Annotated in this window: 19 protein-coding genes; 11 read left to right on the top strand and 8 right to left on the bottom strand. The window is 57.4% G+C overall.

What is annotated here, in order from left to right:
- The 5 genes from ACS4NR_RS14640 to ACS4NR_RS14620 form a co-directional block, all read right to left on the bottom strand.
- Nucleotides 1-984, bottom strand: coding sequence for a hypothetical protein (locus tag ACS4NR_RS14640; protein WP_456017748.1), 984 nt, complete (start codon nucleotides 982-984; stop codon nucleotides 1-3).
- Nucleotides 985-1,254: 270 nt separating this feature from the next.
- Nucleotides 1,255-1,485 (bottom strand): DUF7683 domain-containing protein, encoded by a 231-nt coding sequence (locus ACS4NR_RS14635; protein WP_456017747.1) that lies wholly within the window; start codon nucleotides 1,483-1,485, stop codon nucleotides 1,255-1,257.
- 42 nt (nucleotides 1,486-1,527) lie between these two features.
- Nucleotides 1,528-1,761 (bottom strand): DUF7683 domain-containing protein, encoded by a 234-nt coding sequence (locus tag ACS4NR_RS14630; RefSeq protein WP_456017746.1) that lies wholly within the window; start codon nucleotides 1,759-1,761, stop codon nucleotides 1,528-1,530.
- Nucleotides 1,758-2,951: an S-type pyocin domain-containing protein gene (locus ACS4NR_RS14625; RefSeq protein WP_456017745.1), complete on the bottom strand. Its 1,194-nt coding sequence runs from the start codon at nucleotides 2,949-2,951 to the stop codon at nucleotides 1,758-1,760. The genes ACS4NR_RS14630 and ACS4NR_RS14625 overlap by 4 nt, the downstream gene beginning before the upstream one ends.
- 232 nt (nucleotides 2,952-3,183) lie before the next feature.
- Nucleotides 3,184-3,693 carry a BRO-N domain-containing protein gene (locus ACS4NR_RS14620; RefSeq protein WP_456017744.1) on the bottom strand — a complete coding sequence of 170 codons (510 nt, stop codon included), beginning with the start codon at nucleotides 3,691-3,693 and terminating at the stop codon, nucleotides 3,184-3,186.
- Between the two features lie 572 nt (nucleotides 3,694-4,265).
- On the opposite strand from ACS4NR_RS14620, the gene dcm reads away from it, so the two are divergent.
- From dcm to ACS4NR_RS14605, 3 genes are all read left to right on the top strand, one after another.
- Nucleotides 4,266-5,702 carry a DNA (cytosine-5-)-methyltransferase gene (gene dcm / locus ACS4NR_RS14615; protein WP_456017743.1) on the top strand — a complete coding sequence of 479 codons (1,437 nt, stop codon included), beginning with the start codon at nucleotides 4,266-4,268 and terminating at the stop codon, nucleotides 5,700-5,702.
- A gap of 44 nt (nucleotides 5,703-5,746) precedes the next feature.
- Nucleotides 5,747-6,229 carry a very short patch repair endonuclease gene (locus ACS4NR_RS14610; protein ID WP_456017742.1) on the top strand — a complete coding sequence of 161 codons (483 nt, stop codon included), beginning with the start codon at nucleotides 5,747-5,749 and terminating at the stop codon, nucleotides 6,227-6,229.
- A 111-nt stretch (nucleotides 6,230-6,340) separates the two neighbouring features.
- Complete coding sequence (locus ACS4NR_RS14605) at nucleotides 6,341-7,666, top strand: type II restriction endonuclease (RefSeq protein WP_456017741.1); 1,326 nt, start codon at nucleotides 6,341-6,343, stop codon at nucleotides 7,664-7,666.
- A gap of 127 nt (nucleotides 7,667-7,793) precedes the next feature.
- Here ACS4NR_RS14605 and ACS4NR_RS14600 read toward each other — a convergent pair whose 3' ends face one another.
- Both ACS4NR_RS14600 and ACS4NR_RS14595 read right to left on the bottom strand, forming a co-directional pair.
- Nucleotides 7,794-9,044, bottom strand: coding sequence for a ribonucleotide-diphosphate reductase subunit beta (locus ACS4NR_RS14600; RefSeq protein ID WP_027612630.1), 1,251 nt, complete (start codon nucleotides 9,042-9,044; stop codon nucleotides 7,794-7,796).
- Between the two features lie 553 nt (nucleotides 9,045-9,597).
- Nucleotides 9,598-9,858 carry a DUF2790 domain-containing protein gene (locus tag ACS4NR_RS14595; protein WP_027612631.1) on the bottom strand — a complete coding sequence of 87 codons (261 nt, stop codon included), beginning with the start codon at nucleotides 9,856-9,858 and terminating at the stop codon, nucleotides 9,598-9,600.
- Nucleotides 9,859-10,333: 475 nt separating this feature from the next.
- Between ACS4NR_RS14595 and acs the strand changes: the two genes are divergently transcribed.
- The 7 genes from acs (at nucleotide 10,334) to argR (ending at nucleotide 18,503) form a co-directional block, all read left to right on the top strand.
- A complete protein-coding gene (gene acs, locus ACS4NR_RS14590; RefSeq protein ID WP_007963105.1) occupies nucleotides 10,334-12,289 on the top strand; it encodes an acetate--CoA ligase in 1,956 nt (651 codons plus the stop codon).
- An 833-nt stretch (nucleotides 12,290-13,122) separates the two neighbouring features.
- A complete protein-coding gene (locus ACS4NR_RS14585) occupies nucleotides 13,123-13,896 on the top strand; it encodes an ABC transporter substrate-binding protein (RefSeq protein WP_027612633.1) in 774 nt (257 codons plus the stop codon).
- 91 nt (nucleotides 13,897-13,987) lie between these two features.
- Nucleotides 13,988-14,677 (top strand): ABC transporter permease, encoded by a 690-nt coding sequence (locus ACS4NR_RS14580; RefSeq protein ID WP_003227287.1) that lies wholly within the window; start codon nucleotides 13,988-13,990, stop codon nucleotides 14,675-14,677.
- The gene (locus ACS4NR_RS14575; RefSeq protein ID WP_047599666.1) at nucleotides 14,674-15,372 is read left to right on the top strand and encodes an ABC transporter permease; all 699 of its coding nucleotides are present in this window, start codon (nucleotides 14,674-14,676) and stop codon (nucleotides 15,370-15,372) included. Before ACS4NR_RS14580 ends, ACS4NR_RS14575 begins: the two co-directional genes overlap by 4 nt.
- A gap of 1 nt (nucleotide 15,373) precedes the next feature.
- Entirely contained in the window at nucleotides 15,374-16,486 is a 1,113-nt protein-coding gene (locus ACS4NR_RS14570) for a M14 family metallopeptidase (protein WP_166496519.1), read from the top strand.
- Nucleotides 16,487-16,513: 27 nt separating this feature from the next.
- Nucleotides 16,514-17,278, top strand: coding sequence for an ABC transporter ATP-binding protein (locus ACS4NR_RS14565; protein WP_003227281.1), 765 nt, complete (start codon nucleotides 16,514-16,516; stop codon nucleotides 17,276-17,278).
- Between the two features lie 232 nt (nucleotides 17,279-17,510).
- Nucleotides 17,511-18,503 carry a transcriptional regulator ArgR gene (gene argR, locus ACS4NR_RS14560; RefSeq protein WP_027612635.1) on the top strand — a complete coding sequence of 331 codons (993 nt, stop codon included), beginning with the start codon at nucleotides 17,511-17,513 and terminating at the stop codon, nucleotides 18,501-18,503.
- A gap of 26 nt (nucleotides 18,504-18,529) precedes the next feature.
- On the opposite strand, the gene ACS4NR_RS14555 is transcribed toward argR, so the two are convergent.
- Entirely contained in the window at nucleotides 18,530-23,437 is a 4,908-nt protein-coding gene (locus ACS4NR_RS14555; RefSeq protein WP_456017740.1) for a dermonecrotic toxin domain-containing protein, read from the bottom strand.
- Nucleotides 23,438-23,883: 446 nt separating this feature from the next.
- On the opposite strand from ACS4NR_RS14555, the gene ACS4NR_RS14550 reads away from it, so the two are divergent.
- On the top strand, nucleotides 23,884-25,104 hold the full coding sequence (locus tag ACS4NR_RS14550; protein ID WP_456017739.1) for an aspartate aminotransferase family protein: 1,221 nt from the start codon (nucleotides 23,884-23,886) through the stop codon (nucleotides 25,102-25,104).
- Nucleotides 25,105-25,290: the final 186 nt, after the last annotated feature.

Here is a 25,290-nt window from a genome sequence, read left to right as displayed (position 1 = left end):
TCACGCCAACCCAGGCGCCTCCCGCACAATAAAGTGATCCAGGTTCTCGATGTTGGCACTGAACACCCCGAACGTCTGTTCGGGGTTCTTCTTGCTCGGCACCTGCTTCAACTCCGGCGTCACGCCATAGAAGAAACAGAACAACTCCTTGTCGCTGTCGATCGCGTGCTTGATCTCTTCCAGAAACGCCTTGCGCTTGCGGTAGTTGTCGATCAACTTCTTGCTCAAGTAAACGTTCACCGAATACGGCTTCTTCTTCGCCTCATCCGCCTGCTTGAACCAGACCTTCTGCTCGAAATCGATACGAAAACTCTGGGTGTAATCCTTGATCTCCTTGATCTTGCCCCAGTAAATCAACCCCTTGTTGTCCGTCAGATACTCGATCTTCTTGAAGAACGAGCCATAAGGCGCCGTGTGCTCGCCGATCTTCAACGGCATGCGCTTGAGCAACTCCTTGTCGGCGAAGTTCGACACAAAACATTCCACCGGATGCGCAAACACACTGGTCTTGTCCGGCGCCGTCTCACGCCCCGGCGACTCATTGGAACTCACCTGCGCCACCCGCACCGGATCATCCCGCAACACATCCGCCGCCCCCGCCGGCGCAGCAGGCTTGCGCATATACTCACGCCGCGTCAGCAACAACTCCGACGGAAAATGCTCCTCCCTCCCGTCATCCACTTCGCCATCCGCCGCCTCAACCCCCGACGCCGACGCCTTCAAACTCACATACGGACAACCCGCCACATGCTGCGTTGTGGGCAGATTCTTGAAGTGCGGCGTGCGCACGTAATTCACGTTCTTGGCGTTGAACGTACCCAACTCATTGGACGCATCGAACGCCGCACGACAGGCGTCGTTGGGGCACTGGAAATGCTCCTTCGCAGAATCGAACGCCACCGTCTCATCAAAATTGAGATCGCGAACGTCATAGATCGACAACTTGTCGTCGAGGCTGAGGCAGTAGGCGAGATCGAATTTCATGGCGGGGCTCGGATCCTTGAGTGGGGGAGGGGTATTAATAGCGGGAGGCGCGGCGGGTTGCACTGATTGTTTTCAAGATGATGCGGAATCTGTGGGAGCCATCCTGCTGACGATTCCAGGCATCAACCAGATTTCAATCCTCACCCCGCCACTGCAGGCAGTACATCACCCCTGTGGCGAGGGAGCTTGCTCCCGCTGGGCTGCGAAGCAGCCCCAAATCCGGTGAACATGCGACCGGTTTGTTCTGCTCACCGGTGTCAGAACCATCGGTTACACATTGCAGCTGAGCTGAAATTTATAAGCAGGGTTATAAACTTTCTTTCCCAAGAGTTTTTCCAGGGCACTAAGCTGTTCGTGTGAGAGATCGTATCCCTCCCATCCTTCCTGTTCCAGCGTCCATTCCATGATGGCTTTTATAGACTGATCAGATCCACTTGGGAGTTCCTCTTCAAATGCCAGAAAACCGCTTTCTTTATCAAATGCTTCGATTAGAAAAATCATGGATCTGCTGTCTTCGTACCATCGCTGGGTTGCCTTGGACCGTTAGTTACCATAGCTAGCCAGTTGGTAATCGTATTGAGGATCGTAGAAGGATCTTCCAGTTAACATTTCCAGTTGTGCTAACTGCTGAGAGTCAAGATCGTAACCGTAGAGTTCGTCTTCTGCGTCATTCCATTTCATGATGACTCGCAACTTCTCGATATCCTCTGCCGAGATAGGCACTTCGAAAATCAGAGCTTCGGTGGATCGATCAAATGCATAAATTACGTGAGTCATGGTTCTATCCTTCTTTTTGGATCGGCCGGTTTGTTCTGCTCTCCAGTATCAGCATCGAATTCGCCCAGATGCCGACCGCGTTTGTCGTACATCTCTACCGCTCCATGTTGATAATCCCATTCCAGAATTAGCCCATCCTTGGTTTTCCAGCGCATACGAGTACCTCGTCCTTTGACCCTGGTCTTCTGTTTTGCGGGTGTTGCGTCGGGAAACGCACTTAATCCTTTGGGTGCCGGATGATATTTGTGATCAGAAACACTCACCACAATATAAACCGGCCTTACCCCCGAACTCTCTGGAAACACCAGAATGAAATCCTTGTATTCCTGTGGATAAACCGGATTCACAAGGATGTCGTTCGCCGCTTTCGTTGGCGGGTAAACCCAGATATGCGGTGTCTGCGGGGCGGCTTCCAGAGCCGGAATGCCGAGGATGTCCGAGCCGTCTACGGCGGGTGTCCAGATCAGCTCGACGCCTTCACCCAGGTTGGCGACGTACTGGGTGTCGCGGGTCTCAAGTTTCACGACCTCGACCATTTCCCAATCCCGGTTCTTACCGGTGTAGAAGGCATAACCTTTTAGAGCGCCATCGGATTGCTGCTCAATGCGCAGGCGAACACGGGTGCGGGCCTGCTTGAGGGCGCGTAATTGTTCGTCGGTGTAGAGAGCGCTGTCACCCAGACTGGGTGTCCAGAGCAAAGCGACCATGCCGGTCATGAGTGCGGCACTGGTCGCGCCGATGGCTGCTCCCAGACCTGCCGTTGGCGTAGCGAGTGCCGGGCTGCGAAGAGCAAGGCGCCCGAGGCCAAGTGCGACAGTATCTCCGCTGATGGTTTGCAGGTTGTGCAGCCCAGCGTCATCGGCTTCACGGGCACCAAGCAGTGCGAACTCGCCATAATCCTTCAGGCTGTCGGTCGGCACCATCCCTGAAGGATTCGAGTAGTCAATGATGGCGTCCGGCAGCTTGCAAGACTTCGCGAACACACATCCGGCCCTGACCGCGTCGTTTTTTTTGGCTGCGACCTGCCGGCTGCGCTCAAACGCATCCTGCCGGGCCAGCATGGCCTCGTAAGCGTTCTGCGTGGCTTCGCGCTCGGCCAGTTCGGTCGCGTTCATGAACCGGTAGGTGACGTGATGCCCGTCACCCGAAGGTGGATTCCTGACCCGGGGAATATCCTTTTTGCCAGCCACTGATCATCCTTTCGTTCATTTATAGGTCGCACCGGAATGAAGCCGGGCGACGTTAACGAAGGTGATGCTTTGAGGCTGTAGGACGGGTCTTGGATCAGGTTAGGAATTGTCGCTGTTTGATTTGGGTGTCAGTACAGAGTGTATGGGGCGGTGGGCGTCGTCCCTCCAAAAAAAGGATTTTGAGCCACAAAAAATCCGCGGCTTGAACCTCAAACAGCGGATCTTGAAACCCTCAGCAACCACGCAACAATCGAGAAGCCTTACGCCACCAGGTCTCCTGTCGATTGAACGGATCCTCCGCCAGCAAACAAGGCATATCCCGCAACCGAATCCACGGCTCGTCCTGCCAGTGCAACGTACTCAGCGACATCTGCGGCCAACTCAAGACACTCAGCGTCGGACGCTCAACCGAGCGCGTCGGACGAGCATCACGCAGCGCAGGCACGACCTGATGCGTCAGCCACTCACGAAGCTGCCGATACTCAGGACAGTAGTGATAGATCAGCAGCGCATACACGCCGGACTCACTCACCATCATGTGGTCCTCAGATTCGCCATAGGTTTCTACACGCATCATCTGCCGCTGATCAGCGTCGAGTTTGCGCAACTGGCGCTCATCAAGATGTTTGCCCATCAACCGGCCCAGCTCATGGACGCAGAACCACGCCTGGTTCTCGACCAGAAGGGCATGCAGGTGGGTTTTGTTGCGGGTGAAACGAGTCGGGAGAAGTGGTTCAGACATGGCGTGCCTCCCGAGTAGGAAGCACGGAATTCAAACGGCGGGTACAGCGAATCACCTTCATCATGAAGGTTGGATAGTCAGGCATTTCCATTTACCTCTGGCTGCTTTCTTAGGGCATTCGTTAGGGTGTCGGGAGCTAAGAAACCCACCAGAGACGGGCCGGACATATTCCCCTTTCGGGTCTTGTATTCGCCCACTCCCGACATAACGGGATTTTTCGCAGGCGTAGAGAAACCGCAGACGAAAAAAAGCCGCATGACTGTCGGGTGCGGAGGACCGCTCTGGTTTGTAGAGTTTCTTAGGCTCGTAGCTGAGGGTAGGGGCATCACGGATGGTCGTCAACCAGCGAATTTTCCTACTGATCCTGAGGCGAAAGGAAACCTGGACAAAGACGCAGAGTAAATTATGCTGTGTTTATATCCAGTATTTGTCCGCCATCGAATCCAGCAGCTCCCATATCCGTGTCGCCACGACCATCTCACGGAATATAGGAAATTTCATTTACTTTGAAGTTTTGCGGGCTAGAATGGTGACCATTCGTCACAGCTTTGACCCAGAGGAATTTCGGGCTCATGAATCTTTTTGAAACACCGTCTTTTGAATCCATGAGCGAAGCAACCTCGGCTTCTTACGAGCCTGATACCCATCCCGTAACTGACTTGGCGCTGCTGCACAAACTGCTGGAAATCTATGACCAAGGGCAGTTGGCCGAAATTCTCAACGATGTGAGCCCGAATCACTGGTGCCGTGAAACCATCAATAGATGGATCAAGGGCAAGGCTTCGCCGAAGCTTTCCCACATTGAGTTCACCCGCCTCAAGGATCTGCTGCCCAAGCGTTTGAACCACAAACCTTCATTCACCTTTATCGATCTCTTTGCCGGTATCGGCGGTATCAGAAAAGGGTTTGAAGCCATCGGCGGCGAGTGCTTGTTCACATCCGAATGGAACAAGTACGCCGTTAAAACGTACAAGGCGAACCACTACTGCGATCCTGCTCGTCATCGCTTCAATCTCGATATCCGCTCGGTCACGCTTTCAGACAAGCCCGAAATCAGCGACGAGGAAGCCTACAAGAATATTGATCGTGAAATTCCTGATCACGATGTTCTGTTGGCAGGCTTTCCATGCCAGCCGTTTTCGCTTGCAGGTGTTTCCAAGAAGAACTCCCTGGGGCGTAAGCACGGTTTCGAGTGCGAGACCCAAGGCACTCTGTTTTTCGACGTGGCGCGGATTATTGCCGCGAAACGCCCGGCTGCATTCTTGCTTGAGAACGTGAAAAACCTCAAAAGCCATGACAAGGGCAATACGTTCCGGATCATCTGCGAAGCGCTGGATGAATTGGGCTACGAGGTTGCAGATGTAAATGCGCCAAAGGGGTCAGATCCGAAGGTTATCGATGCCAGACACTTTGTGCCGCAACATCGTGAGCGAATAGTTCTGGTCGGTTTCCGGCGTGATCTGAATGTTCACCAAGGATTCACTCTGAGTGAAATCAGCAAGCTCATACCAAAGCAGCGACCTAGTTTCGGTGATCTGCTTGATAGGGAAGTGGACGAAAAATACATCCTTACCCCGAAGCTTTGGGATTATCTCTACCGCTACGCTGCTAAGCATCGTGAGAAGGGCAACGGATTTGGTTTTGGTTTGACCCGTCCTAACGACATTGCTCGCACCCTCTCAGCGAGATATCACAAAGACGGGTCGGAAATCCTGGTTGACCGTGGATTTGTGGAAACGCTGGACTTCAACAATGAATTGAATCAGCTCAATCGTCCGCGTCGTCTGACTCCGCATGAGTGCTCGCGTCTGATGGGTTTCGACAAACCGGGGGAAAGCAAGTTTGTGATTCCAGTGTCCGATACCCAGGCATATCGTCAGTTTGGAAACTCGGTTGCCGTTCCGGTTTTCGAAGCGGTAGCCCGGTTGATGAAAGAGCGCATCCTGAAAGCGAAAGAGAAAATGGCCGATACTGGGCAGCCTCAATTGGAGTTCGCCCTTCCCACTTGATGCTAGAGACGCTTCGGCCGATCTGACGACAATATGGATGCGAAATGACTGATGTCGTGGATGTAGCTACTCGTTCAAGAATGATGGCTGGAATTCAGGGTAAAAATACCAAGCCTGAAATTCTAATCCGCAAGGCCCTGCATGCGCGGGGCTTTCGCTTTCGTCTGCACGTCAAAGACCTTCCCGGTAAACCAGATCTGGTGTTGCCGAAATATCGCGCGCTCATCCTTGTACATGGCTGTTTTTGGCACGGGCATGCGTGTAAATATTTTAAGGTTCCTCAGACTCGCCCCGAGTTCTGGCTGGAGAAGATCGGGAAAAATCAAAAACGCGACAGCCTGCAGGAAGAAGCGCTCAAGGCGATGGGCTGGAGAGTTCTTGTCGTTTGGGAGTGTGCTGTACGGTCAATGAGCAAAGGGAAGTCCTCATTGCTTGTTGACCTGATTGCTAGCTGGCTTAAAAATGGATCGAAATATTTCCAGATCGACGAAACCATGTTGAATTCACGATGCGATTTCTCACATTAGCGCGTGCTGATTTGCGGTTTTAGTCAAGTTTGCACAGTAATCGGGTGGTTCAGTCGGTCGAGCTTTTTTGCTTACCTAAGCTCAGCTGAAAGTCATAAATAAGGAATAAAGATGGGTTTCCATCCTGAATGGAATGATATTTCTACTTTGGTCAATCAAAGTGAGAGCATCTTCATTAAGAAGCTGTCTCGCAATGACTCATCATGGGCAGACAGTGCAGATAATGGCCACCAGAATGGCCCTTTCATTCCTCGTACTATTGCAGAGTCTGATTTTTTTCCGAAGCTGAAAAATTTACAGCCAGAGAAGCCGCACATTTTCGAAGTTGATTATCAGACCTTCTGGCCATCCTCCGGGGAAATAAAAACCTCCACGATCAAATACTATTCGAAGCGAAATCCCGGTAAGGAGACAGAAAGACCGCGATATGAATGGCATCACACGGGGGTACCAAAAGAGCAATTTCGATCGCTTTCCCCTGCCTCATTGCTTGTTGTCGGAAAGCTGAAGCAAGCTATATCTGGTGCGCTCTATTGGCTTATTGTTGTCGACTCGATAAGCGAAGAGGCGGAAATTATTGAGACGGCTTTCGAGCTAAGCGCCGACTTTCACTATGATTTTTTCGATCCGGCGGCTATTGCTCAGCCTGCTTCCGAAACCGATCAGCTCATTGCCGAGTTATCGCAAGCGATCAAAGATGGAACGCTAGAGCAGTTTATTAAAAATCAGGCTCTGCCTACTCCAGACGCGCTAGCCAGAATGGCGCAGGATAAATGGCTTTACGAAAACGATCTTCGCCACATGAACCCCTTCTGTGTTCGCGAGCCTGGTGATGCGGTAATGCGTATTAGTAGAGACATCGAATACTCTATCTATAAGCAAGCGGAGCGCCGTTTTCGAGCAGCTCAAGTCGCCCGCCTTCTCCTTCATGGGGGAGGTGATCCTGTTGGTAATCTTGTACGGGCATTTTCTGAGCTCGACTCGATTTTCCTTAGCGCGGCGCAAACCCGTAAAAGCAGGGCCGGGCTTTCTTTTGAGCATCACGTGGCGAGGCTTTTCAAGGAAGGTCGAATTCGTCATGAAGCACAGGCTGTCTTTGGTGGGCGCCGGCCGGATTTTGTTTTACCTGACGTTAAGGAACTCAACATCAAGGGGGACGCTGTTATTGTTTCCTTGAAAACAACCCTGCGTGAAAGATGGAAACAGTTGGCGTTAGAGAAACCGTTTGGAGCAATTTTTCTCGCTACTGTTGATGACCGTGTGTCGAGTGAGGCTATTACTGAGATGGGTAAAAACTCAATCACCCTGATCGTTCCGGAGTCCCTGAAGAAAGCTAAAGAGTCTGCTTATGCGGGCTACGATAATGTCATCACGTTCAGGCAATTTTTCGATGATGAGGTGAAGTCGAAGCGCCCTTCAATGATTATTCCGCTGTAGCAAGAGGCGTTCAGTCATATACCTTTTTTATTTCGTCCAATAAAAAAGCCCCGATCAGATCGGGGCTTTTTGCTTTCTCGACTTGGCGACTCAAGCAGCAATCGTCAAATCGTGCCAAGCGAGACCATTAGTCCCAGCTCAACGCACCACCAGTTTGGTACTCGATCACTCTCGTCTCAAAGAAATTCTTCTCTTTCTTCAAGTCCATGATCTCGCTCATCCAAGGGAACGGGTTCGTAGTCCCTGGATATTCCTCTTTCAAACCAATCTGCGACAAACGACGATTAGCGATGAACTTCAGGTAGTCCTCCATCATCGCCGCGTTCATGCCCAGTACGCCGCGAGGCATGGTGTCGCGCGCGTATTCGATCTCCAGCTGCGTACCCTGCAGGATCATCTGGGTCGCTTCTTCTTTCATCTCGGCATCCCACAGGTGTGGGTTTTCGATTTTGATCTGGTTGATCACGTCGATGCCGAAGTTCAGGTGCATGGATTCGTCGCGCAGGATGTACTGGAACTGCTCGGCGACGCCGGTCATTTTGTTGCGGCGGCCCATGGAGAGGATCTGGGTGAAGCCGCAGTAGAAGAAGATGCCTTCCAGAACGCAGTAGTAGGCGATCAGGTTGCGCAGCAGTTCTTTGTCGGTGTCCGGGGTGCCGGTTTCGAACTTCGGATCGGAGATCGAACGGGTGTATTTCAGGCCCCAGGCTGCCTTTTTGGCGACCGATGGGATCTCGTGGTACATGTTGAAGATCTCGCCTTCATCCATGGCCAGCGATTCGATGCAGTACTGGTAGGCGTGGGTGTGGATCGCCTCTTCGAAGGCCTGGCGCAGGATGTACTGGCGGCACTCCGGGTTGGTGATCAGGCGGTACACGGCCAGGACCAGGTTGTTGGCAACCAGGGAGTCGGCGGTGGAGAAGAAGCCGAGGTTGCGCATCACGATGCGGCGCTCGTCGTCGGTCAGGCCTTCCGGGTTTTTCCAGAGGGCGATGTCGGCGGTCATGTTGACTTCTTGCGGCATCCAGTGGTTTGCGCAACCGTCCAGGTATTTCTGCCAGGCCCAGTCGTACTTGAATGGTACGAGTTGGTTGAGGTCGGCGCGGCAGTTGATCATGCGCTTTTCGTCAACGGCGACACGGGCGGAGGCGCCTTCGAGCTCGGCGAGGCCTTCGGCGACGTCGAGGGAATCCAGTGCGGCCTTGGCGCGGGCCACGGCGGCCGAGTCGTCGGCGGTCACGGCGCGGGCTTCCAGCGCTGCGGCACCGCCGGCGCTGTCGAGGCGGTCCATGTTGGCTTCAGTAGCGTGGCCGGCGTTGGCGCCTTTCACTGCTGCTACTTCACTGTCTTCTTTGTCGAATTCGTCCCAGCTCAGCATGACGTGTCGTCTCCTGCGTGAGGGCCTGTCGCCCCGTGTGAAACCTGATTGGTTGGTTGTTCACACGGTCGTACAGACCGCGTTGGATCTTAAGGAATCGTTTTTTGCGGCAGCCAAGGCAGGCAATAAAACAGAATTTTGTACGGGTTTCCGAGAGCCTCTGACGGGCGCAGATCAGCGTTGACGCTGCTGCGGGGCTTCAGAATGGCTTTTGTTCCCTGTAAGGGAATATTGCTGACCCGATTAGGGCGGCATTATAGGGAAAAAAACACGGCTGTGCTGAGGCGAATCCGCGCATGGAGCGGTCGAGGAGGGTGGTTTTTCGATGAGAGTGCGGGTTTACAGGGCTTTGCCGGGTGAAGATTTTTTTTCGTAAAAATCTCGCGATTGTGGAATTGCTCAAAAAACGAACAGAAAAACCGGTTTTTCACTACATCTAGTGTTTTGCAAGCATTTTTGACGACTCCAGACACAACTGAGCCCGACCGAAGCCGGGCTGGAATCGACCCTCAAATGAGGCACTGAGCGGTCCGATTCGGTGCAGTCTCAATCATCAATTGGTGCAGCCGTTGCCCATGACGCTGTAACGCAGGATGTGGCGCTGACCCTTGGAGTCGTCGTACTCCATTTTGGCCGGTACCACTTCGCAGACATTCGGCACTTCGCTCATCGATACAACTTTGGCGATGTCCAGGTGAGTGGAGTAAGTGTATTCCTCGATCACCGGTTGTTGCTGTGCGACATCAGTCGGGACCTCGTCTGCCATGGCGGTTGCGCACAGACTGCTGAGGGCCAGAACCAATAAAGCTTTCATTTCAGAGTTACCTTTTTGAGGTCGAGTGGGGTCACGCAACCTTTTTAGGGTTGCGTGTGGAACTTCATCATTTGCAGTTATTACTTGAGAGCTGGATTAACGGCCTTCGTGGGGGCTGTAACGTTGTTAATCGCGTTTGCCTTGTTGGCGAGGTGGATTTTAGGCAGGTGGGGTGAGGGTAAACAGGTGGGGTTTTGATAAACACTTTTGGCGGTTTTGGTAACAATCGGTCGTTAGGGTGGGGAAGAGCGTTTTCTGGCGATGCAATTTGTCTGGGGAACCGAGTTGTCTGGATCGCTTGCAGGCAAGCTCCTACAAGGGGTTTGGGGTGTTTGGGGGTAGTGCGTCGGGCTTGCTGTCTGGGTATCGCCATGTTTTGTAGGGGCTTGTTACTACCATCGTCGAATGGTTCTATGGGCCCGGCCCGGCTACAACGGGGTCATACAAAAACAACTATTCCACCGAGGTAAGAAAGATGAGTGCGGCTTCTCTGTATCCCGTTCGTCCCGAGGTTCTGGCCAATACGCTGACTGACGAGGCGACCTACAAAGCCATGTACCAGCAGTCGGTCGTCAACCCTGACGGTTTCTGGCGCGAGCAAGCCAAGCGTCTCGACTGGATCAAGCCTTTCACCACGGTGAAGCAGACTTCCTTCGACGATCACCATGTCGACATCAAATGGTTCGCCGACGGTACCCTGAACGTTTCCTACAACTGTCTCGACCGTCATCTGGCCGAGCGCGGCGATCAAGTCGCAATCATCTGGGAAGGCGACGATCCTTCCGAAAGCCGCAACATCACTTACCGCGAACTGCACGAACAAGTGTGCAAACTGGCCAACGCCCTGCGTGGTCAGGACGTGCACCGCGGCGACGTGGTGACTATCTATATGCCGATGATCCCCGAAGCCGTGGTCGCCATGCTGGCCTGCACGCGGATCGGCGCGATTCACTCGGTGGTGTTCGGCGGCTTCTCGCCGGAAGCGCTGGCGGGGCGGATCATCGACTGCAAATCGAAAGTGGTGATCACCGCTGACGAAGGCATTCGTGCCGGCAAGAAAATCTCGCTGAAGGCCAACGTCGACGACGCGCTGACCAACCCGGAAACCAGCAGCATCCAGAAAGTCATCGTGTGCAAGCGCACCGGTGGCGACATCAAGTGGAACCAGCATCGCGACATCTGGTACGAAGACCTGATGAAAGTGGCGGGCACCGTGTGCGCGCCGAAAGAGATGGGTGCTGAAGAAGCGCTGTTCATCCTTTATACCTCTGGCTCGACCGGCAAGCCGAAGGGCGTGCAGCACACCACTGGCGGTTATCTGCTGTACGCGGCGATGACCCACGAGCGCGTGTTCGACTACCGTCCGGGCGAAATCTACTGGTGCACCGCCGACGTCGGCTGGGTCACCGGCCACAGTTACATCGTCTACGGCCCGCTGGCCAATGGCGCGACCACGCTGCTGTTCGAAGGCGTGCCGAACTACCCGGACATCACCCGGGTGGCGAAGATCGTCGACAAGCACAAGGTCAACATCCTCTACACCGCACCGACCGCGATCCGCGCGATGATGGCTTCGGGCACCGCTGCTGTTGAAGGCGCTGATGGCAGCAGCCTGCGTCTGCTCGGTTCGGTGGGTGAGCCGATCAACCCGGAAGCCTGGGACTGGTACTACAAGAATGTCGGCAAATCCCGTTGCCCGATCGTCGATACCTGGTGGCAGACTGAAACCGGCGGCAACATGATGAGCCCGCTGCCGGGTGCGCATGCGCTGAAGCCGGGTTCGGCGGCTCGTCCGTTCTTTGGTGTGGTGCCGGCGCTGGTCGACAACCTCGGCAACATCATCGAGGGCGAGGCTGAGGGCAATCTGGTGATTCTCGATTCGTGGCCGGGGCAGGCGCGTACGCTGTATGGCGATCATGACCGTTTCGTCGACACCTACTTCAAGACCTTCCGTGGCATGTATTTCACCGGTGACGGTGCGCGGCGTGATGCCGATGGTTACTACTGGATCACCGGGCGTGTCGACGACGTGCTCAACGTTTCCGGCCACCGCATGGGCACCGCCGAGATCGAAAGCGCGATGGTCGCTCACCCGAAAGTCGCCGAAGCGGCGGTGGTCGGTGTGCCGCACGACATCAAGGGGCAGGGCATTTATGTCTACGTCACCCTGAAGAATGGCGAAGAGCCGAGCGAGCAACTGCGTCTGGAGCTGAAGAACTGGGTGCGTAAAGAGATCGGGCCGATTGCTTCGCCGGACGTGATCCAGTGGGCGCCGGGGCTGCCGAAGACCCGTTCGGGCAAGATCATGCGGCGGATTCTGCGCAAGATTGCGACGGCGGAATACGATGGGTTGGGCGATATCTCGACCCTGGCGGATCCGGGTGTGGTGCAGCATTTGATTGATACGCACAAGACGATGAATGTGGCTTAAGCCTGTCTGATGCATTGAAAAGCCCTGTCCGGTGATGCCGGATGGGGCTTTTTTGTGTCTGGAGGTTTTGGGGTGGCAGGGCTGGCCCCTTCGCGAGCAAGCCCGCTCCCACAGGTTGATGTGTGGTCTGTCTGGAAGAATGCAGTCCAGCCGGGGCTATTTTGTCAGGTGGGTTTGTGGTGGTTTTGCTGGCCTCTTCGCGAGCAGGCTCGCTCCCACAGTGGGCCTGCATTCTTTCAGACAGAATGCGATCAACCTGTGGGAGCGGGCTTGCTCGCGAAGGCAATCTGTCAGACACCGCAGTAATCCCCTGTCAGAAACCCAAACCCACCCAACCAATAATTATCGATTTCCTGTGCAAGCCATTTCCCGCTGTTACCCATGCCTACCCGAGTAACCAAATGTGTAACCGCCCGCCCCGCCGCGGGGCGAAGGGAAACGCAATGCCCCGTTTTAGAGCCTCAAACCCCCTGGTGAAAAATAAGACACAACGCTGCGCTTGCCGGATTAGAAGGGTTTGCGAATAATAGGCCCGCAATTTGCAGCATAGATCGGTTCACCGTCTTTCGCTCTTGCATGAATTTGCAAGGCTGTCAATGCGCTCAAGCGGCTTTCTCTGTGCATCTGTAATTAGTTGTCGCATTGAAGAAATATCGGCTTCGGGCCTGTCGTTAGAATGCCGATCACTCGCTCATCGTGGCTGACGTTGAAACCCTTGGTGGTTTCATCGGGAAATTTCCCACCGATGCTGCACCGCTTTCCCGATTCACCCATTCGCATATTGGGCTGTCGCTCACTCTGCCGTTTTTGCCCTTTACCGATGGAGTCCCAAGATGAAGAAACTTGTGCTGCTTGGCGCCCTGGCACTGTCCGTGCTGTCGCTGAATTCCTTCGCTGATGAAAAACCTCTGAAGATCGGTATCGAAGCGGCTTACCCTCCGTTCGCTTCCAAAGCGCCGGATGGCAGCATTGTTGGTTTCGACTACGACATCGGCAATGCCCTGTGTGAAGAAATGAAGGTCAAGTGCCAGTGGGTCGAGCAAGAGTTCGACGGTCTGATCCCGGCACTCAAAGTGCGCAAGATCGACGCGATCCTGTCGTCGATGTCGATCACCGAAGACCGCAAGAAATCCGTGGACTTCACCAACAAGTACTACAACACCCCGGCCCGTCTGGTCATGAAGCAGGGCACCGTTGTCAGCGACAACCTGTCTGAGCTCAAGGGCAAGAACATCGGCGTGCAACGTGGTTCGATCCACGAGCGTTTCGCCCGTGAAGTCCTGGCCCCGCTGGGTGCCGAGATCAAGCCATACGGCTCGCAGAACGAAATCTACCTCGACGTGGCCGCCGGTCGCCTCGACGGTACCGTGGCTGACGCCACCCTGCTGCAGGACGGCTTCCTGAACACTGATTCCGGCAAAGGCTTCGCCTTCGTGGGCCCGCAGTTCACCGACGTCAAATACTTCGGCGACGGCGTAGGCATCGCTGTGCGCAAGGGCGACGCGCTGAAAGACAAGATCAACGCTGCGATCGCGGCCATCCGTGAAAACGGTAAATACAAAGCCATCCAGGACAAGTACTTCGCCTTCGATATCTACGGCAAGTAACACGTCTCTGCGACAAGTCAGAAATGGCGCAAGCAACAGGATCTCTGCGGTTTGCGCCATTTTTTCATCCCAACTTTCGAGGACCTGAATCATGTTGAAAGGCTACGGGGCTGTCATCCTCGATGGCGCATGGCTGACGCTTCAGCTCGCCTTGTCGTCCATGGCCCTGGCCATCGTTCTCGGGCTGATCGGGGTCGCGTTGCGCCTGTCGCCGATTCGCTGGCTGGCGTGGCTGGGCGATCTGTATTCCACGGTGATCCGCGGGATTCCCGACCTGGTGCTGATCCTGCTGATTTTCTACGGCGGTCAGGACTTGCTCAACCGCGTCGCGCCGATGCTCGGCTATGACGACTACATCGACCTGAACCCGCTGGCCGCTGGTATCGGCACCCTCGGTTTCATCTTCGGTGCGTACCTGTCCGAGACGTTCCGTGGCGCGTTCATGGCGATCCCCAAGGGCCAGGCCGAAGCGGGCATGGCGTACGGCATGAGCAGTTTTCAGGTGTTCTTCCGGGTGATGGTGCCGCAGATGATTCGCCTGGCGATTCCTGGCTTCACCAACAACTGGCTGGTTCTGACCAAGGCGACCGCGCTGATTTCGGTGGTCGGTCTGCAAGACATGATGTTCAAGGCCAAGCAGGCGGCGGATGCCACCCGCGAGCCTTTCACCTTCTTCCTCGCAGTGGCGGCGATGTACCTGGTGATCACCAGTGTCTCGTTGCTGGCGCTGCGTCACCTTGAGAAGCGCTACTCGGTAGGCGTAAGGGCGGCTGATCTATGATCTTCGACTACAACGTCATTTGGGAGGCCATGCCGCTGTACCTCGGCGGCCTGCTGACCACCCTCAAACTGCTCGCGCTGTCGCTGTTGTTCGGTCTGTTGGCGGCACTGCCGCTGGGCCTGATGCGCGTCTCCAAGAACCCGATCATCAACGGCGCCGCGTGGCTCTACACCTACGTGATCCGCGGCACGCCGATGCTGGTGCAGCTGTTTTTGATCTACTACGGTCTGGCGCAGTTCGAAGCGGTACGTGAAAGCTTCTTGTGGCCGTGGCTGTCCAGCGCGACGTTCTGCGCGTGCCTGGCCTTCGCGATCAACACCAGCGCCTACACCGCCGAAATCATCGCCGGCAGCCTCAAGGCCACGCCGAACGGCGAGATCGAAGCCGCCAAGGCCATGGGCATGTCGCGCTTCAAACTGTACAAGCGCATTCTGTTGCCATCGGCCCTGCGCCGGGCACTGCCGCAGTACAGCAACGAAGTGATCATGATGCTGCAGACCACCAGTCTGGCGTCCATCGTGACCCTGATCGACATCACCGGCGCGGCCCGTACCGTCAACGCGCAGTATTACCTGCCGTTCGAGGCGTACATCACCGCCGGCGTGTTCTACCTGTGCCTGACCTTCATTCTGGTGAAGCTGTTCAAGCTGGCCGAGCGCCGCTGGTTGAGCTACCTGGCCCCGCGGAAGCACTGATATGGAACGCATCGACCACGTATTGCCGTGGAGCCACCTGGGCAGCGAGCGCAAGATCTCGGTCTTCCGGTTTGGGAGCGGCGAGCGCAAGGCTTACATTCAGGCCAGCCTGCACGCCGACGAACTGCCGGGCATGCGCACCGCCTGGGAGCTGAAAAAGCGCCTCGGCGAACTCGAAGCCCAAGGTCTGCTCAACGGTGTGATCGAGCTGGTGCCGGTCGCCAACCCGCTGGGCCTCGGCCAATTGCTGCAAGGCAATCATCAGGGGCGTTTCGAGGCGGGCAGCGGCAAGAATTTCAACCGCGATTTCGTCGAGCTGAGCGCACCGGTTGCGGCGGCATTGGCTGATAGTCTCGGTGACGATCCGCACGCCAACATTCGCCTGATCCGTCAGGCCATGGCTGATCATCTGGCGGCATTGCCCGAGGCGAGCAGCCAGTTGCAAGGCATGCAGCGCGTTTTGCTCAGCCATGCCTGCACCGCCGATGTGGTGCTTGATCTGCATTGCGACGCTGAGGCGGCGCTGCACATGTATGCGCTGCCGCAGCATTGGCCGCAGTGGCGTTCGCTGGCCGCGCATCTGAATGTGAAGGTCGGTTTGCTCGCGGAAGATTCCGGCGGCAGCTCCTTCGATGAAGCGTGCTCGTTGCCGTGGTTGCGATTGTCGCGGCAGTTCCCGGACGCGCAGATCCCGCTGGCCTGTCTGGCGACTACCGTCGAGCTGGGCGGTCAGGCCAATACCGACCGCGCGGATGCGGTGGCGTGGGCCGAAGGCATTCTGGCGTTCCTCGCCGAGCAAGGCCTGATCACTGGCGAGTGGCCGAAGCCAGTCAACGAACCGTGCGAAGGCATGCCGTTCGAAGGCACTGAATTACTGTTGGCGCCGCACCCCGGTGTGGTGAGTTTTCTGCGTAAACCCGGCGAGTGGGTTGAAGCCGGGGATGAGATCTTCGAAGTGATCGACCCTGTGTCCGATCGGGTCAGCACGGTGTGTGCTGGTACGTCCGGGGTGCTGTTTGCCATTGAACGGCTGCGCTATGCCCAACCCGGTTTCTGGCTGGCCAAGGTGGCGGGGCGCGAAGCGCTGCGTCACGGGCGCTTGCTCAACGACTGACTGACTGTTTTTGTGAGAACCGACCGCATGTACAAACTTGAAGTCCAAGACCTGCATAAACGCTATGGCAGTCACGAAGTGCTCAAGGGCGTGTCCCTGAAAGCGGCAGCCGGCGATGTGATCAGCATCATCGGCTCCAGTGGCTCCGGCAAAAGTACTTTCCTGCGCTGCATCAACCTGCTTGAGCAGCCGCACGCGGGCAAGATCCTGCTCAACAACGAAGAGCTGAAACTGGTAGCCAACAAGGACGGCGCGCTGAAAGCCGCTGATCCGAAACAGCTGCAACGCATGCGTTCGCGCCTGTCGATGGTGTTCCAGCATTTCAACCTGTGGTCGCACATGACCGCGCTGGAAAACATCATGGAAGCGCCGGTCCACGTGCTGGGCGTGTCCAAGGCCGAAGCCCGCGAGAAAGCCGAGCACTACCTGAACAAGGTTGGCGTGGCCCATCGTAAAGATGCGTTCCCGGGCCACATGTCCGGTGGCGAGCAGCAGCGTGTGGCGATTGCCCGTGCGCTGGCAATGGAGCCGGAAGTGATGCTGTTCGACGAACCGACTTCGGCTCTCGACCCGGAACTGGTCGGCGATGTGCTGAAGGTGATGCAGGCTCTGGCCCAGGAAGGCCGCACCATGGTCGTGGTCACGCACGAAATGGGCTTCGCCCGTGAAGTGTCGAACCAGTTGGTGTTCCTGCACAAAGGTGTCGTTGAAGAGAGCGGCAACCCGCGCGAAGTGCTGGTCAATCCGCAATCCGAGCGTTTGCAACAGTTCCTCTCAGGTAGCCTCAAGTAATCGCTGCCGTTATGCACCAGATTAGGTCATGCTTCGCGACCTGAAGGCTGGCTCGGTCCCCCTGTGGGAGCGGGCTTGCTCGCGAAAGCGGTCGATCAGTCAACATCATTGCTGCCTGAACCACCGCCTTCGCGAGCAAGCCCGCTCCCACAATGGACCTGCGACAGCTTCGATTACGGGCTAGCATTGGCCCATGCCTTCATCACCGTTCTTCGTTTCGGATTGCCCGCCCATGACTGCCCATCGAATTGGTTTCCTGATTTGGCCCAGCACTAAAGCTCTGACGCTGGCGCTGGCGGAGGAGGCCTTGCGTGTTGCTCAGCGGGTGCATCCGGAGGTGGTTTACGAATTGTCGTTCCTCCAGGCCGAAACCGTGACAGACGTTGCGGCCGAAGGGGCGTGGCAACTGCCGGGCGAGGCGTGGACCGGCAAGCTGGAAAACTTCCAGAAACTCTTTTTGCTCGCCGACGAGCCGCCGACCACCCTGGCTCCGGCCCTCAGCAGCGCGCTCAAGCAACTGGTGCGTGCCGGTTGCGTGATCGGTGGTCTGTCGGCCGGTGTCTATCCGTTGGCGCAGCTCGGTCTGCTCGACGGTTATCGCGCGGCCGTGCACTGGCGCTGGCAGGACGATTTCGCTGAACGTTTCCCGAAAGTCATCGCCACCAGTCACCTGTTCGACTGGGATCGCGATCGCCTGACCGCGTGTGGCGGCATGTCGGTGCTCGACCTGCTGCTGGCGGTGCTGGCCCGTGATCATGGGGCTGAACTGGCCGGGGCGGTGTCCGAAGAGCTGGTGGTCGAGCGCATTCGCGAGGGTGGCGAACGCCAGCGCATTCCACTGCAGAACCGCCTCGGTTCCAGCCATCCGAAGCTCACCCAGGCGGTGCTGCTGATGGAAGCCAACATCGAAGAGCCGCTGACCACCGACGAAATCGCCCAGCACGTGTGCGTGTCCCGTCGGCAACTGGAGCGAATCTTCAAGCAATACCTCAACCGCGTGCCGAGCCAGTACTATCTGGAACTGCGCCTGAACAAGGCTCGGCAGATGTTGATGCAAACCAGCAAGTCGATCATCCAGATCGGCCTGTCCTGCGGTTTCTCCTCGGGGCCGCATTTCTCCAGCGCCTACCGCAATTTCTTCGGCGCCACGCCGCGCGAAGATCGCAACCAACGGCGCAGCAGCAGTCCGTTCGAACTGTCGTCAGTGCCGCCGGAGCGCGGTTGACGCACCCCGGCAGATCCCGCTGAGCGTCACTCATCGACCCCGGAATCTTCGGACGTGGACACCTCCATTTCCGCCCGCTCGATGACGGCTTCCACGCCAAAATCGATGCGGTGCTTTCTGAAGTAGGCGATCAGCCGTTGCAGGCTCAGCTCAGAGAGCGGATTGCTTCGCAGGCTGAATTTGTCCGCACGCTCTTCTGGCAACTCCAGAATATCGCTGGGAACCTGGGTGATCGCGTTGTCGCTCAGGTCGGCGATTTCCAGGTGTTCGAGTTGCAGCAAGCTCGGCGGCAGGCTGGTGATGCCGGTGTTGTCCAGCATCAGCGTTTGCAGATTGGTCATCTGGCTGACATCCGGGGTCTCGCCCAGCGGGTTGTCACTCAGATCCAGGTGATCCAGGCGCTCCATTTGCGCAAGCTCAAGGGCGGCTTGAGGCGTGAGCGTCAAATCGCAGTGTGAAAGCGACAAATAGGTCAGCTCAGCCATGCGAAACACCGCTGGTGGAATGTGTTCCAGTCGATATTGATAAATCGTCAGTCCTCTGAGGCTGGCAAACGTCTCGACAAACCTGTCGATTCCAAACGTCTGACCCGGCAGGCTTCTGAGGTACAGATGGGTGACATGGCTGAAATCGGCATTGAGTACGGGCAAGTCGCCGCGGATGATCGTCGCCAGGTTCAAGTCATGCAGTGGCTGGAGGTTCTCATCCGGTTCGTCTTGCTCGGTTTCCCGGCGCCAGCACTGCTCAATGAGCGATTTGAATTCGTGTCGTGCGGCGTGCTCGTTCAGCACTTGCTCAATCGTGAAGGGCTCGCCACTGATCGGGTGCAGGGCCGGGTGGCCGTTCGCCCAGTTGGCGAGGTTGCTACTCAAGTCGCTGTATTCACGCTCAAGCCGTACAAGTTCGATTCGACCCTCGGCCAGGGTGCCGGGTAGCAGATAGAAAAATTCACTGGCCTGTTCCAGATCCATGTGCGTGTACAGCGCCTGTACGCGCAGCAGATCAGCCTGTTCGGCCATTACGCCGAAGTCCTGCCGGGTGTCGTTGAAGTGGAGTTTGATGCGCTCCCGGTCTGCGCTGGCAATCGGATTGCCGCTCAGGTCGAAGCCTTCCGGAACGTTGTTGGGCAGCTCGAAAAGGGCGGGAGGCAACGACCGGATCTGGTTGTCGTTGAGCAGTGCGGTGCGCAATAACGGACGCGTGAGCAGGCCGGGTGGCAGTTCGGAAATGCCGGTCTCCGACACATCGATGTAATTGAGTCGGGGCATTTTTTCGACGTTGGGGGTGAGTCCGAGCGGGTTCCTGAACAGGTCCAGGGTTCTCAGGTGAGTCAAGGCCGCCAGTGTTGTGTGGCTCTCGGCTGTCAGGGTGATGCTGCAGTCGCTGAGAATCAGCTCGCGCAGTTGTGGCGACTGGCTGATCGACTCCGGCAGGCTGCCCAGCTGGAAATTGCGCAGCGCCAGACGACGCAAGCCGGAGAAGCAGTTCAGAAACCCGTGTATACCCTGAGTGCTGCCGATCCCCTCGATGGTCAGGTAGTCCACGTGACTGAAGTTCACCTCCAGCTGTGGCAGCTCTCCCATGATCGACTGTGACAGACGCAGATCGATGGTCTGCTCGGTGTTCTCCGGCAAGGAAACCTGCTGCTTCCAGCAGTCCAGAATGTCGACCCGCATCTGCCGTCGGCGATGACGCTGGATCGCGTATTGCTCGGTGGTGAGGCGGGCGCCGGTCTCCGGATGAACGAGGGGAATCCCCTCAGTCCACGGATTCAGCACCGCGTCGAGGCGGTTGCGTTCAGTGATCAAGCGGCTCAGTTCCGCTCGCGGGCCGTCCGGATGACGTTGCAGGCGCTCGACGAACGCGTTGAGCTCTTCAGGCAGCAAGTGCGGCAGCAGCCAGTGGGCGTGGGCGTGCAGCGTCGGCGTATTGGTAGGCATGCGCCGATAGCCGCTGGTACCGCCACGCAGGCGCATGACTGTTGGGTCGTAAGCGGGTTTGCGAAGCGGGTTTTGCGACAACAGCTCCAGCAACGCTTGACGGTCGAGCGCGTGGTCACGAATCAACTGCTTGAGCTGCAGGTCTTGTGTGATGTGGATGTTCAGCGCCGAACGTGCTGCGTCGGGCAGGGCATGCAGCAGGCTTGAATACAGTGAGCCCGGCGCGCTGAGCGACTCACCGGTAGCGTCGTACGGCTGATAGTCGCCCTGTTCGGTCAGTACCAGCACTTTGCGAATGAGCGCGTCCTGTGCGCCGAGGCTGTCGATCAGTTGCCCGCTATGGCTGTAGTGCCTGAGCTCCAGTCGTATCGACGGCGACCAGCCCGGCAGCCGAGGTAAAGAATGTAGGGCCAGCCGATCGGTATCCAGATTATTGACTGTCGCTTGCAACTCCAGTCCTTCGAGGGCTCGAGTTGCGCGCACTTGCAGGCCTGTCTCCTGGGTCAGAGCGGCCAGTCTTTCGGAGAGTGTTCCGCGCTGTAATTGCAGGCATTCGGCATCACTTGCCGTTTCCAGTATCGATTGCGCCAACGCCTTCGGCAGGCCGGGTTCGGCATCCATCAGTACCTGTACCAGCGGGCTGGCGCCGCGCTGCAATTGGCGATATCGACCCTCGAACAGGCTTTGGCGTTTGCGCTGTGCCAGCTCGGCGACGCTGCGCCGCAGGCTAGTTGCGCGGGCTTCGGCCGAGGGGGCGGGCGTATATGATGCTTCGCTCAATAGCCGCCTTCTTTGCGATTCTGTCAGACGTTGCAGGCAGGTCTTGAGCAGGTCGCCATCATCCAGTCGTGAGCCCTCGATTTGTATGAAGGGCACATCGGCAACGGGGCTGCGCCACAGGGTTCTGCCCTGGGGATCGACCAGTTGCAGGCCTCGGTCAACAGGCCAGTTGCCGTTGTCGAAAAGCAGTTGCAGTTGGGTGGCCGGGTCGGCCTTGAGGTAATCCTCGGCATGCGGGCTGCCAATCTGCTCGATAAACAATTGAATGTCCTGATCGATCTGCCAGCGCTGCAGCGTGTCACTGAGTAAGGGTGGCAACTGATCGCGCTCGACGTGCATCTGGCGCAGGCTATTTTCCTCGCAGCCACTGATGTTCAGCAGGCGCTCCCGCAGAGCGACGGGAAGGCGCTGCATCTGCGCACTGCTGCGGCTCAGCACGGTGGCGCGATCCCAACCCAGTGGCTGGTCAATTTCGGTTTGCCAGGCGCCTGCCGCGTTGTGCCTGAGTGCGGGTTTGTAAGCCTCGGGACGCGTCGGATGGTCGATGCGATAGGCGCCCGTTTCGGCATCAAGGCTGACGGCATACAACTTGTCTTCGAGGGCCAGCAGGTTTTTGCCCTGGTGGGTTTGCAGGCCCAGCGCATCGGTTCGGATGTCTTTGGGCAGCGTGCCGGGCCACTCGTAAGGGCGCAGGTCGGGTTTCCAGTAGCGGGTCTTGCCATTGGCTGCCTTCACGGGAATGAAGCGGTCGATGAACTGAACGACATCGGCAGGCAGCAGCGCGCGAAACTCGCTGACGGCGATAGCGCCGCCGGCGGCGAAAGTGCCGCCCTGCACCATGGACTCTACGGCGCCGATCAAATGCGCGAACGCTTCGCGGGGTTGTCCTTCGGCCCAGTCGACGATGCTTTCGAACGTCTCGTCGAGCAGTTGGTAGGCCGTGTAGGCAAGCATCAGCTCGCCGAGAAATGGCACGAATGGCAAGGCGACGAACGCGACGAGGTTGAGCAACGACTGTGCGATGTCCGTGAAGGAATCCCAGAGTGCCCAGCGCGCCTTGCGATCGACCATGGCCGTCGAGACGGCGATGACGCGGGCATCGTTGAGCATCTTGTCGAGCTTGCGCTGGTACAGATACACCCACAGCTCACCCTGGATCGGGGTCGCGACGATCTGCAGAAAGGGTCGCGCGGCCGGATGTTCGCGCCAGGTGGGGCGTGGATCGCCGACCGGTACGGGTTGCCAGGTGACGGGGCTGAGCATGGCCCGCAACTGGCCGAAGAAAGCGCCGCGATCGGCATGGTCGATGAAACGGCTGAAGAACACCTGATAGTCCGGATCGCGCAAGCGTTGCGCCAGCTCCTGAGCGAAGGCAGCGCTGCTGGCGTATTCCTTGACCGGGTGTTGCGGGTCATCAGGAATATAAACCACGACTCGCGCTGCTGCGTGTGCAGCCTCAAGATTCGGCGCGAACAGCACGATGCCGGTCAGGCTGACTTTCATCATCGCCAACGCATGGCAATGCCACGCCTGACGATTGAGGCGCAAATGCTGCAAGCCATCGAGCAGCCCGAGGATCAGACGATGGACATCGGCCCCCAGCAGCTTTTGCATGTAGGCCATTTGCAGGGCGGCGACCAGTGCGGCTTTGTCACTCGTGCAAACCTGTGGTTGCAGCACGGCTGCGACCAACGGATTGCTGATACCCAGATTGTCTTGCAGATAAGTGTTGTAGCGGCGGCCGATATCCAGTTCACGACACAGGCGGGTGAAGGCAGCTATCGGCATCGCTTTGAGGATGTTCGGCAGTACGCTGAACTGACCGTCAGGCGAGGGTTCGCTGACGTAGCCCGAGGCGGATTCGAAGGCGTCGGCGGCGGTTTCGCTGCTTTCAAAATTGTGCAGCGCGGCGTCCAGCAGCGAGACGGTCCAGGTGCGTGCGGCGCCGGATTTGAGGCGTAACCACGGAACATGGTCGGGCAGATACAGGCGCAGGAAGGTCTGCCGGACATCCAGATTCAAGCCAAAGCGCTTTGCCAGTTCGGCACGTAGCAGCGGTTCGGCGAACGCTTTGGCGTCCTGCAACCGGGCAAGGCTTCGTTCGACGCGGTTGTGTGCGGTCCAGTGCGCGGCATTCAGTGCGCGCAGCTTTGCATGCTCATTGCGTGATGCTTGGTTGAGGCTGGCGGGCAGTAGAGGGCTGGCCCGTTTCAAAGCCGCGCGCTTGTGTGCCGAAGCCTGGATCAGCCATGTCGGGATGGCCTGGAGCAGGGGTTGATAGTGTGCGTCCTGTCGGGGGAGCAACAATGCGTCGGGCAGAGTCGCGGGTGAGGTTGTGTTTTGGTCAATCATGGAGACGGCCGTTTGCCTGAGAAAGGTCCGTAGCAAACACCGGCCATTGATTCGATGTGCGGTACATATATACCGCACGCCACAAAACTCTCTTGATTAAGATCCCCGGTACGTCTGCGCAAATGGCGGCGTGCAGTTTAAACTGCGCCTTTGCGACGCTATATGTCGCATTGCCGTAAACCCGGGAAAATCCGGGGTTTGCGCTATAAGAAGTTGTCGCTTGGCGGCAAGGCCGGGCTGAAAACTGTCCTTACAATCCCCCCATCGCTCGCCAGTTTCAGGCGGGTGGCCCTCATCAGGAGACTCCGATGTCCGTTGAGCACGCTGCGGTAGAACGCGCCGATTTCGACCAGGTAATGGTTCCCAACTACGCGCCTGCCGCTTTTATTCCGGTGCGTGGCGCCGGTTCCCGCGTCTGGGACCAGAGCGGTCGCGAGCTGATCGACTTCGCCGGCGGGATTGCCGTAAACGTATTGGGCCACGCGCATCCGGCGCTGGTCGGTGCCTTGACCGAGCAAGCGAACAAGCTGTGGCACGTGTCCAACGTGTTCACCAACGAGCCGGCCCTGCGCCTGGCGCACAAGCTGATCGACGCCACGTTCGCCGATCGCGTGTTCTTCTGCAACTCGGGCGCCGAAGCCAACGAGGCCGCGTTCAAGCTGGCCCGTCGCGTGGCGTTCGACCGTTTCGGCAGCGAAAAATACGAGATCATCGCCGCGCTCAACAGCTTCCACGGTCGTACCCTGTTCACCGTCAACGTCGGTGGCCAGTCGAAGTACTCCGACGGTTTCGGCCCGAAAATCACCGGCATCACCCACGTCCCTTACAACGATCTGGCCGCGCTGAAAGCGGCGGTTTCCGACAAGACCTGCGCGGTCGTGCTCGAACCGATCCAGGGCGAGGGCGGCGTACTGCCGGCCGAACTGGCTTACCTGCAAGGTGCCCGTGAACTGTGTGACGCGAACAACGCGCTGCTGGTGTTCGACGAAGTGCAGACCGGCATGGGCCGTACCGGCCACCTGTTCGCCTATCAGCATTACGGCGTGACCCCGGACATCCTGACCAGCGCCAAGAGCCTGGGCGGTGGTTTCCCGATCGCCGCGATGCTGACCACTGAAGCGCTGGCCAAACATCTGGTCGTCGGCACCCATGGCACCACTTACGGCGGTAACCCGCTGGCGTGCGCCGTCGCCGAAGCGGTGATCGACGTGATCAACACCCCTGAGGTGCTGAGCGGTGTCAACGCCAAGCACGACAAATTCAAGACCCGCCTGCAGCAGATCGGCGAGAAATACGGCCTGTTCACTCAGGTGCGTGGCCTCGGCCTGTTGATCGGTTGCGTGCTGAGCGAAGCCTGGAAAGGCAAGGCCAAGGACATCTTCAACGCCGCTGAGAAAGAAGGCCTGATGATTCTGCAGGCCGGCCCGGACGTGATCCGTTTCGCCCCGAGCCTGGTGGTGGAAGACGCCGATATCGATGCCGGTCTCGACCGCTTCGAACGCGCGGCAGCAGCACTGACGCAAGCCTGATAGACCCTTCGACGCCTGAGGATTCGGGCGTCGAACCCAATTTTTGATACCGGGCAATATCAAATGTGGGAGCGGGCTTGCTCGCGAATGCGGTGTATCAGTCAGCGTAGATGGCGACTGACACACCGCATTCGCGAGCAAGCCCGCTCCCACAATGTCCGGTGTTTTTTCTGTGATTTTTATAAG

It is taken from the genome of Pseudomonas sp. JQ36, from assembly GCF_053851495.1.
Note: the sequence above shows the minus strand (reverse complement) of the source record. Positions and strands in the feature narration are given on the sequence as shown.

Bases quoted from the DNA above. Each gene is read 5' to 3' on its own strand.
- ACS4NR_RS14640 (WP_456017748.1), bottom strand. From the start codon at position 984: ATGAAATTCGATCTCGCCTACTGCCTCAGCCTCGACGACAAGTTGTCG.
- ACS4NR_RS14635 (WP_456017747.1), bottom strand. From the start codon at position 1,485: ATGATTTTTCTAATCGAAGCATTTGATAAAGAAAGCGGTTTTCTGGCA.
- ACS4NR_RS14630 (WP_456017746.1), bottom strand. From the start codon at position 1,761: ATGACTCACGTAATTTATGCATTTGATCGATCCACCGAAGCTCTGATT.
- ACS4NR_RS14620 (WP_456017744.1), bottom strand. From the start codon at position 3,693: ATGTCTGAACCACTTCTCCCGACTCGTTTCACCCGCAACAAAACCCAC.
- dcm (WP_456017743.1), top strand. From the start codon at position 4,266: ATGAATCTTTTTGAAACACCGTCTTTTGAATCCATGAGCGAAGCAACC.
- ACS4NR_RS14610 (WP_456017742.1), top strand. From the start codon at position 5,747: ATGACTGATGTCGTGGATGTAGCTACTCGTTCAAGAATGATGGCTGGA.
- ACS4NR_RS14605 (WP_456017741.1), top strand. From the start codon at position 6,341: ATGGGTTTCCATCCTGAATGGAATGATATTTCTACTTTGGTCAATCAA.
- ACS4NR_RS14600 (WP_027612630.1), bottom strand. From the start codon at position 9,044: ATGCTGAGCTGGGACGAATTCGACAAAGAAGACAGTGAAGTAGCAGCA.
- ACS4NR_RS14595 (WP_027612631.1), bottom strand. From the start codon at position 9,858: ATGAAAGCTTTATTGGTTCTGGCCCTCAGCAGTCTGTGCGCAACCGCC.
- acs (WP_007963105.1), top strand. From the start codon at position 10,334: ATGAGTGCGGCTTCTCTGTATCCCGTTCGTCCCGAGGTTCTGGCCAAT.
- ACS4NR_RS14585 (WP_027612633.1), top strand. From the start codon at position 13,123: ATGAAGAAACTTGTGCTGCTTGGCGCCCTGGCACTGTCCGTGCTGTCG.
- ACS4NR_RS14580 (WP_003227287.1), top strand. From the start codon at position 13,988: ATGTTGAAAGGCTACGGGGCTGTCATCCTCGATGGCGCATGGCTGACG.
- ACS4NR_RS14575 (WP_047599666.1), top strand. From the start codon at position 14,674: ATGATCTTCGACTACAACGTCATTTGGGAGGCCATGCCGCTGTACCTC.
- ACS4NR_RS14570 (WP_166496519.1), top strand. From the start codon at position 15,374: ATGGAACGCATCGACCACGTATTGCCGTGGAGCCACCTGGGCAGCGAG.
- ACS4NR_RS14565 (WP_003227281.1), top strand. From the start codon at position 16,514: ATGTACAAACTTGAAGTCCAAGACCTGCATAAACGCTATGGCAGTCAC.
- argR (WP_027612635.1), top strand. From the start codon at position 17,511: ATGACTGCCCATCGAATTGGTTTCCTGATTTGGCCCAGCACTAAAGCT.
- ACS4NR_RS14550 (WP_456017739.1), top strand. From the start codon at position 23,884: ATGTCCGTTGAGCACGCTGCGGTAGAACGCGCCGATTTCGACCAGGTA.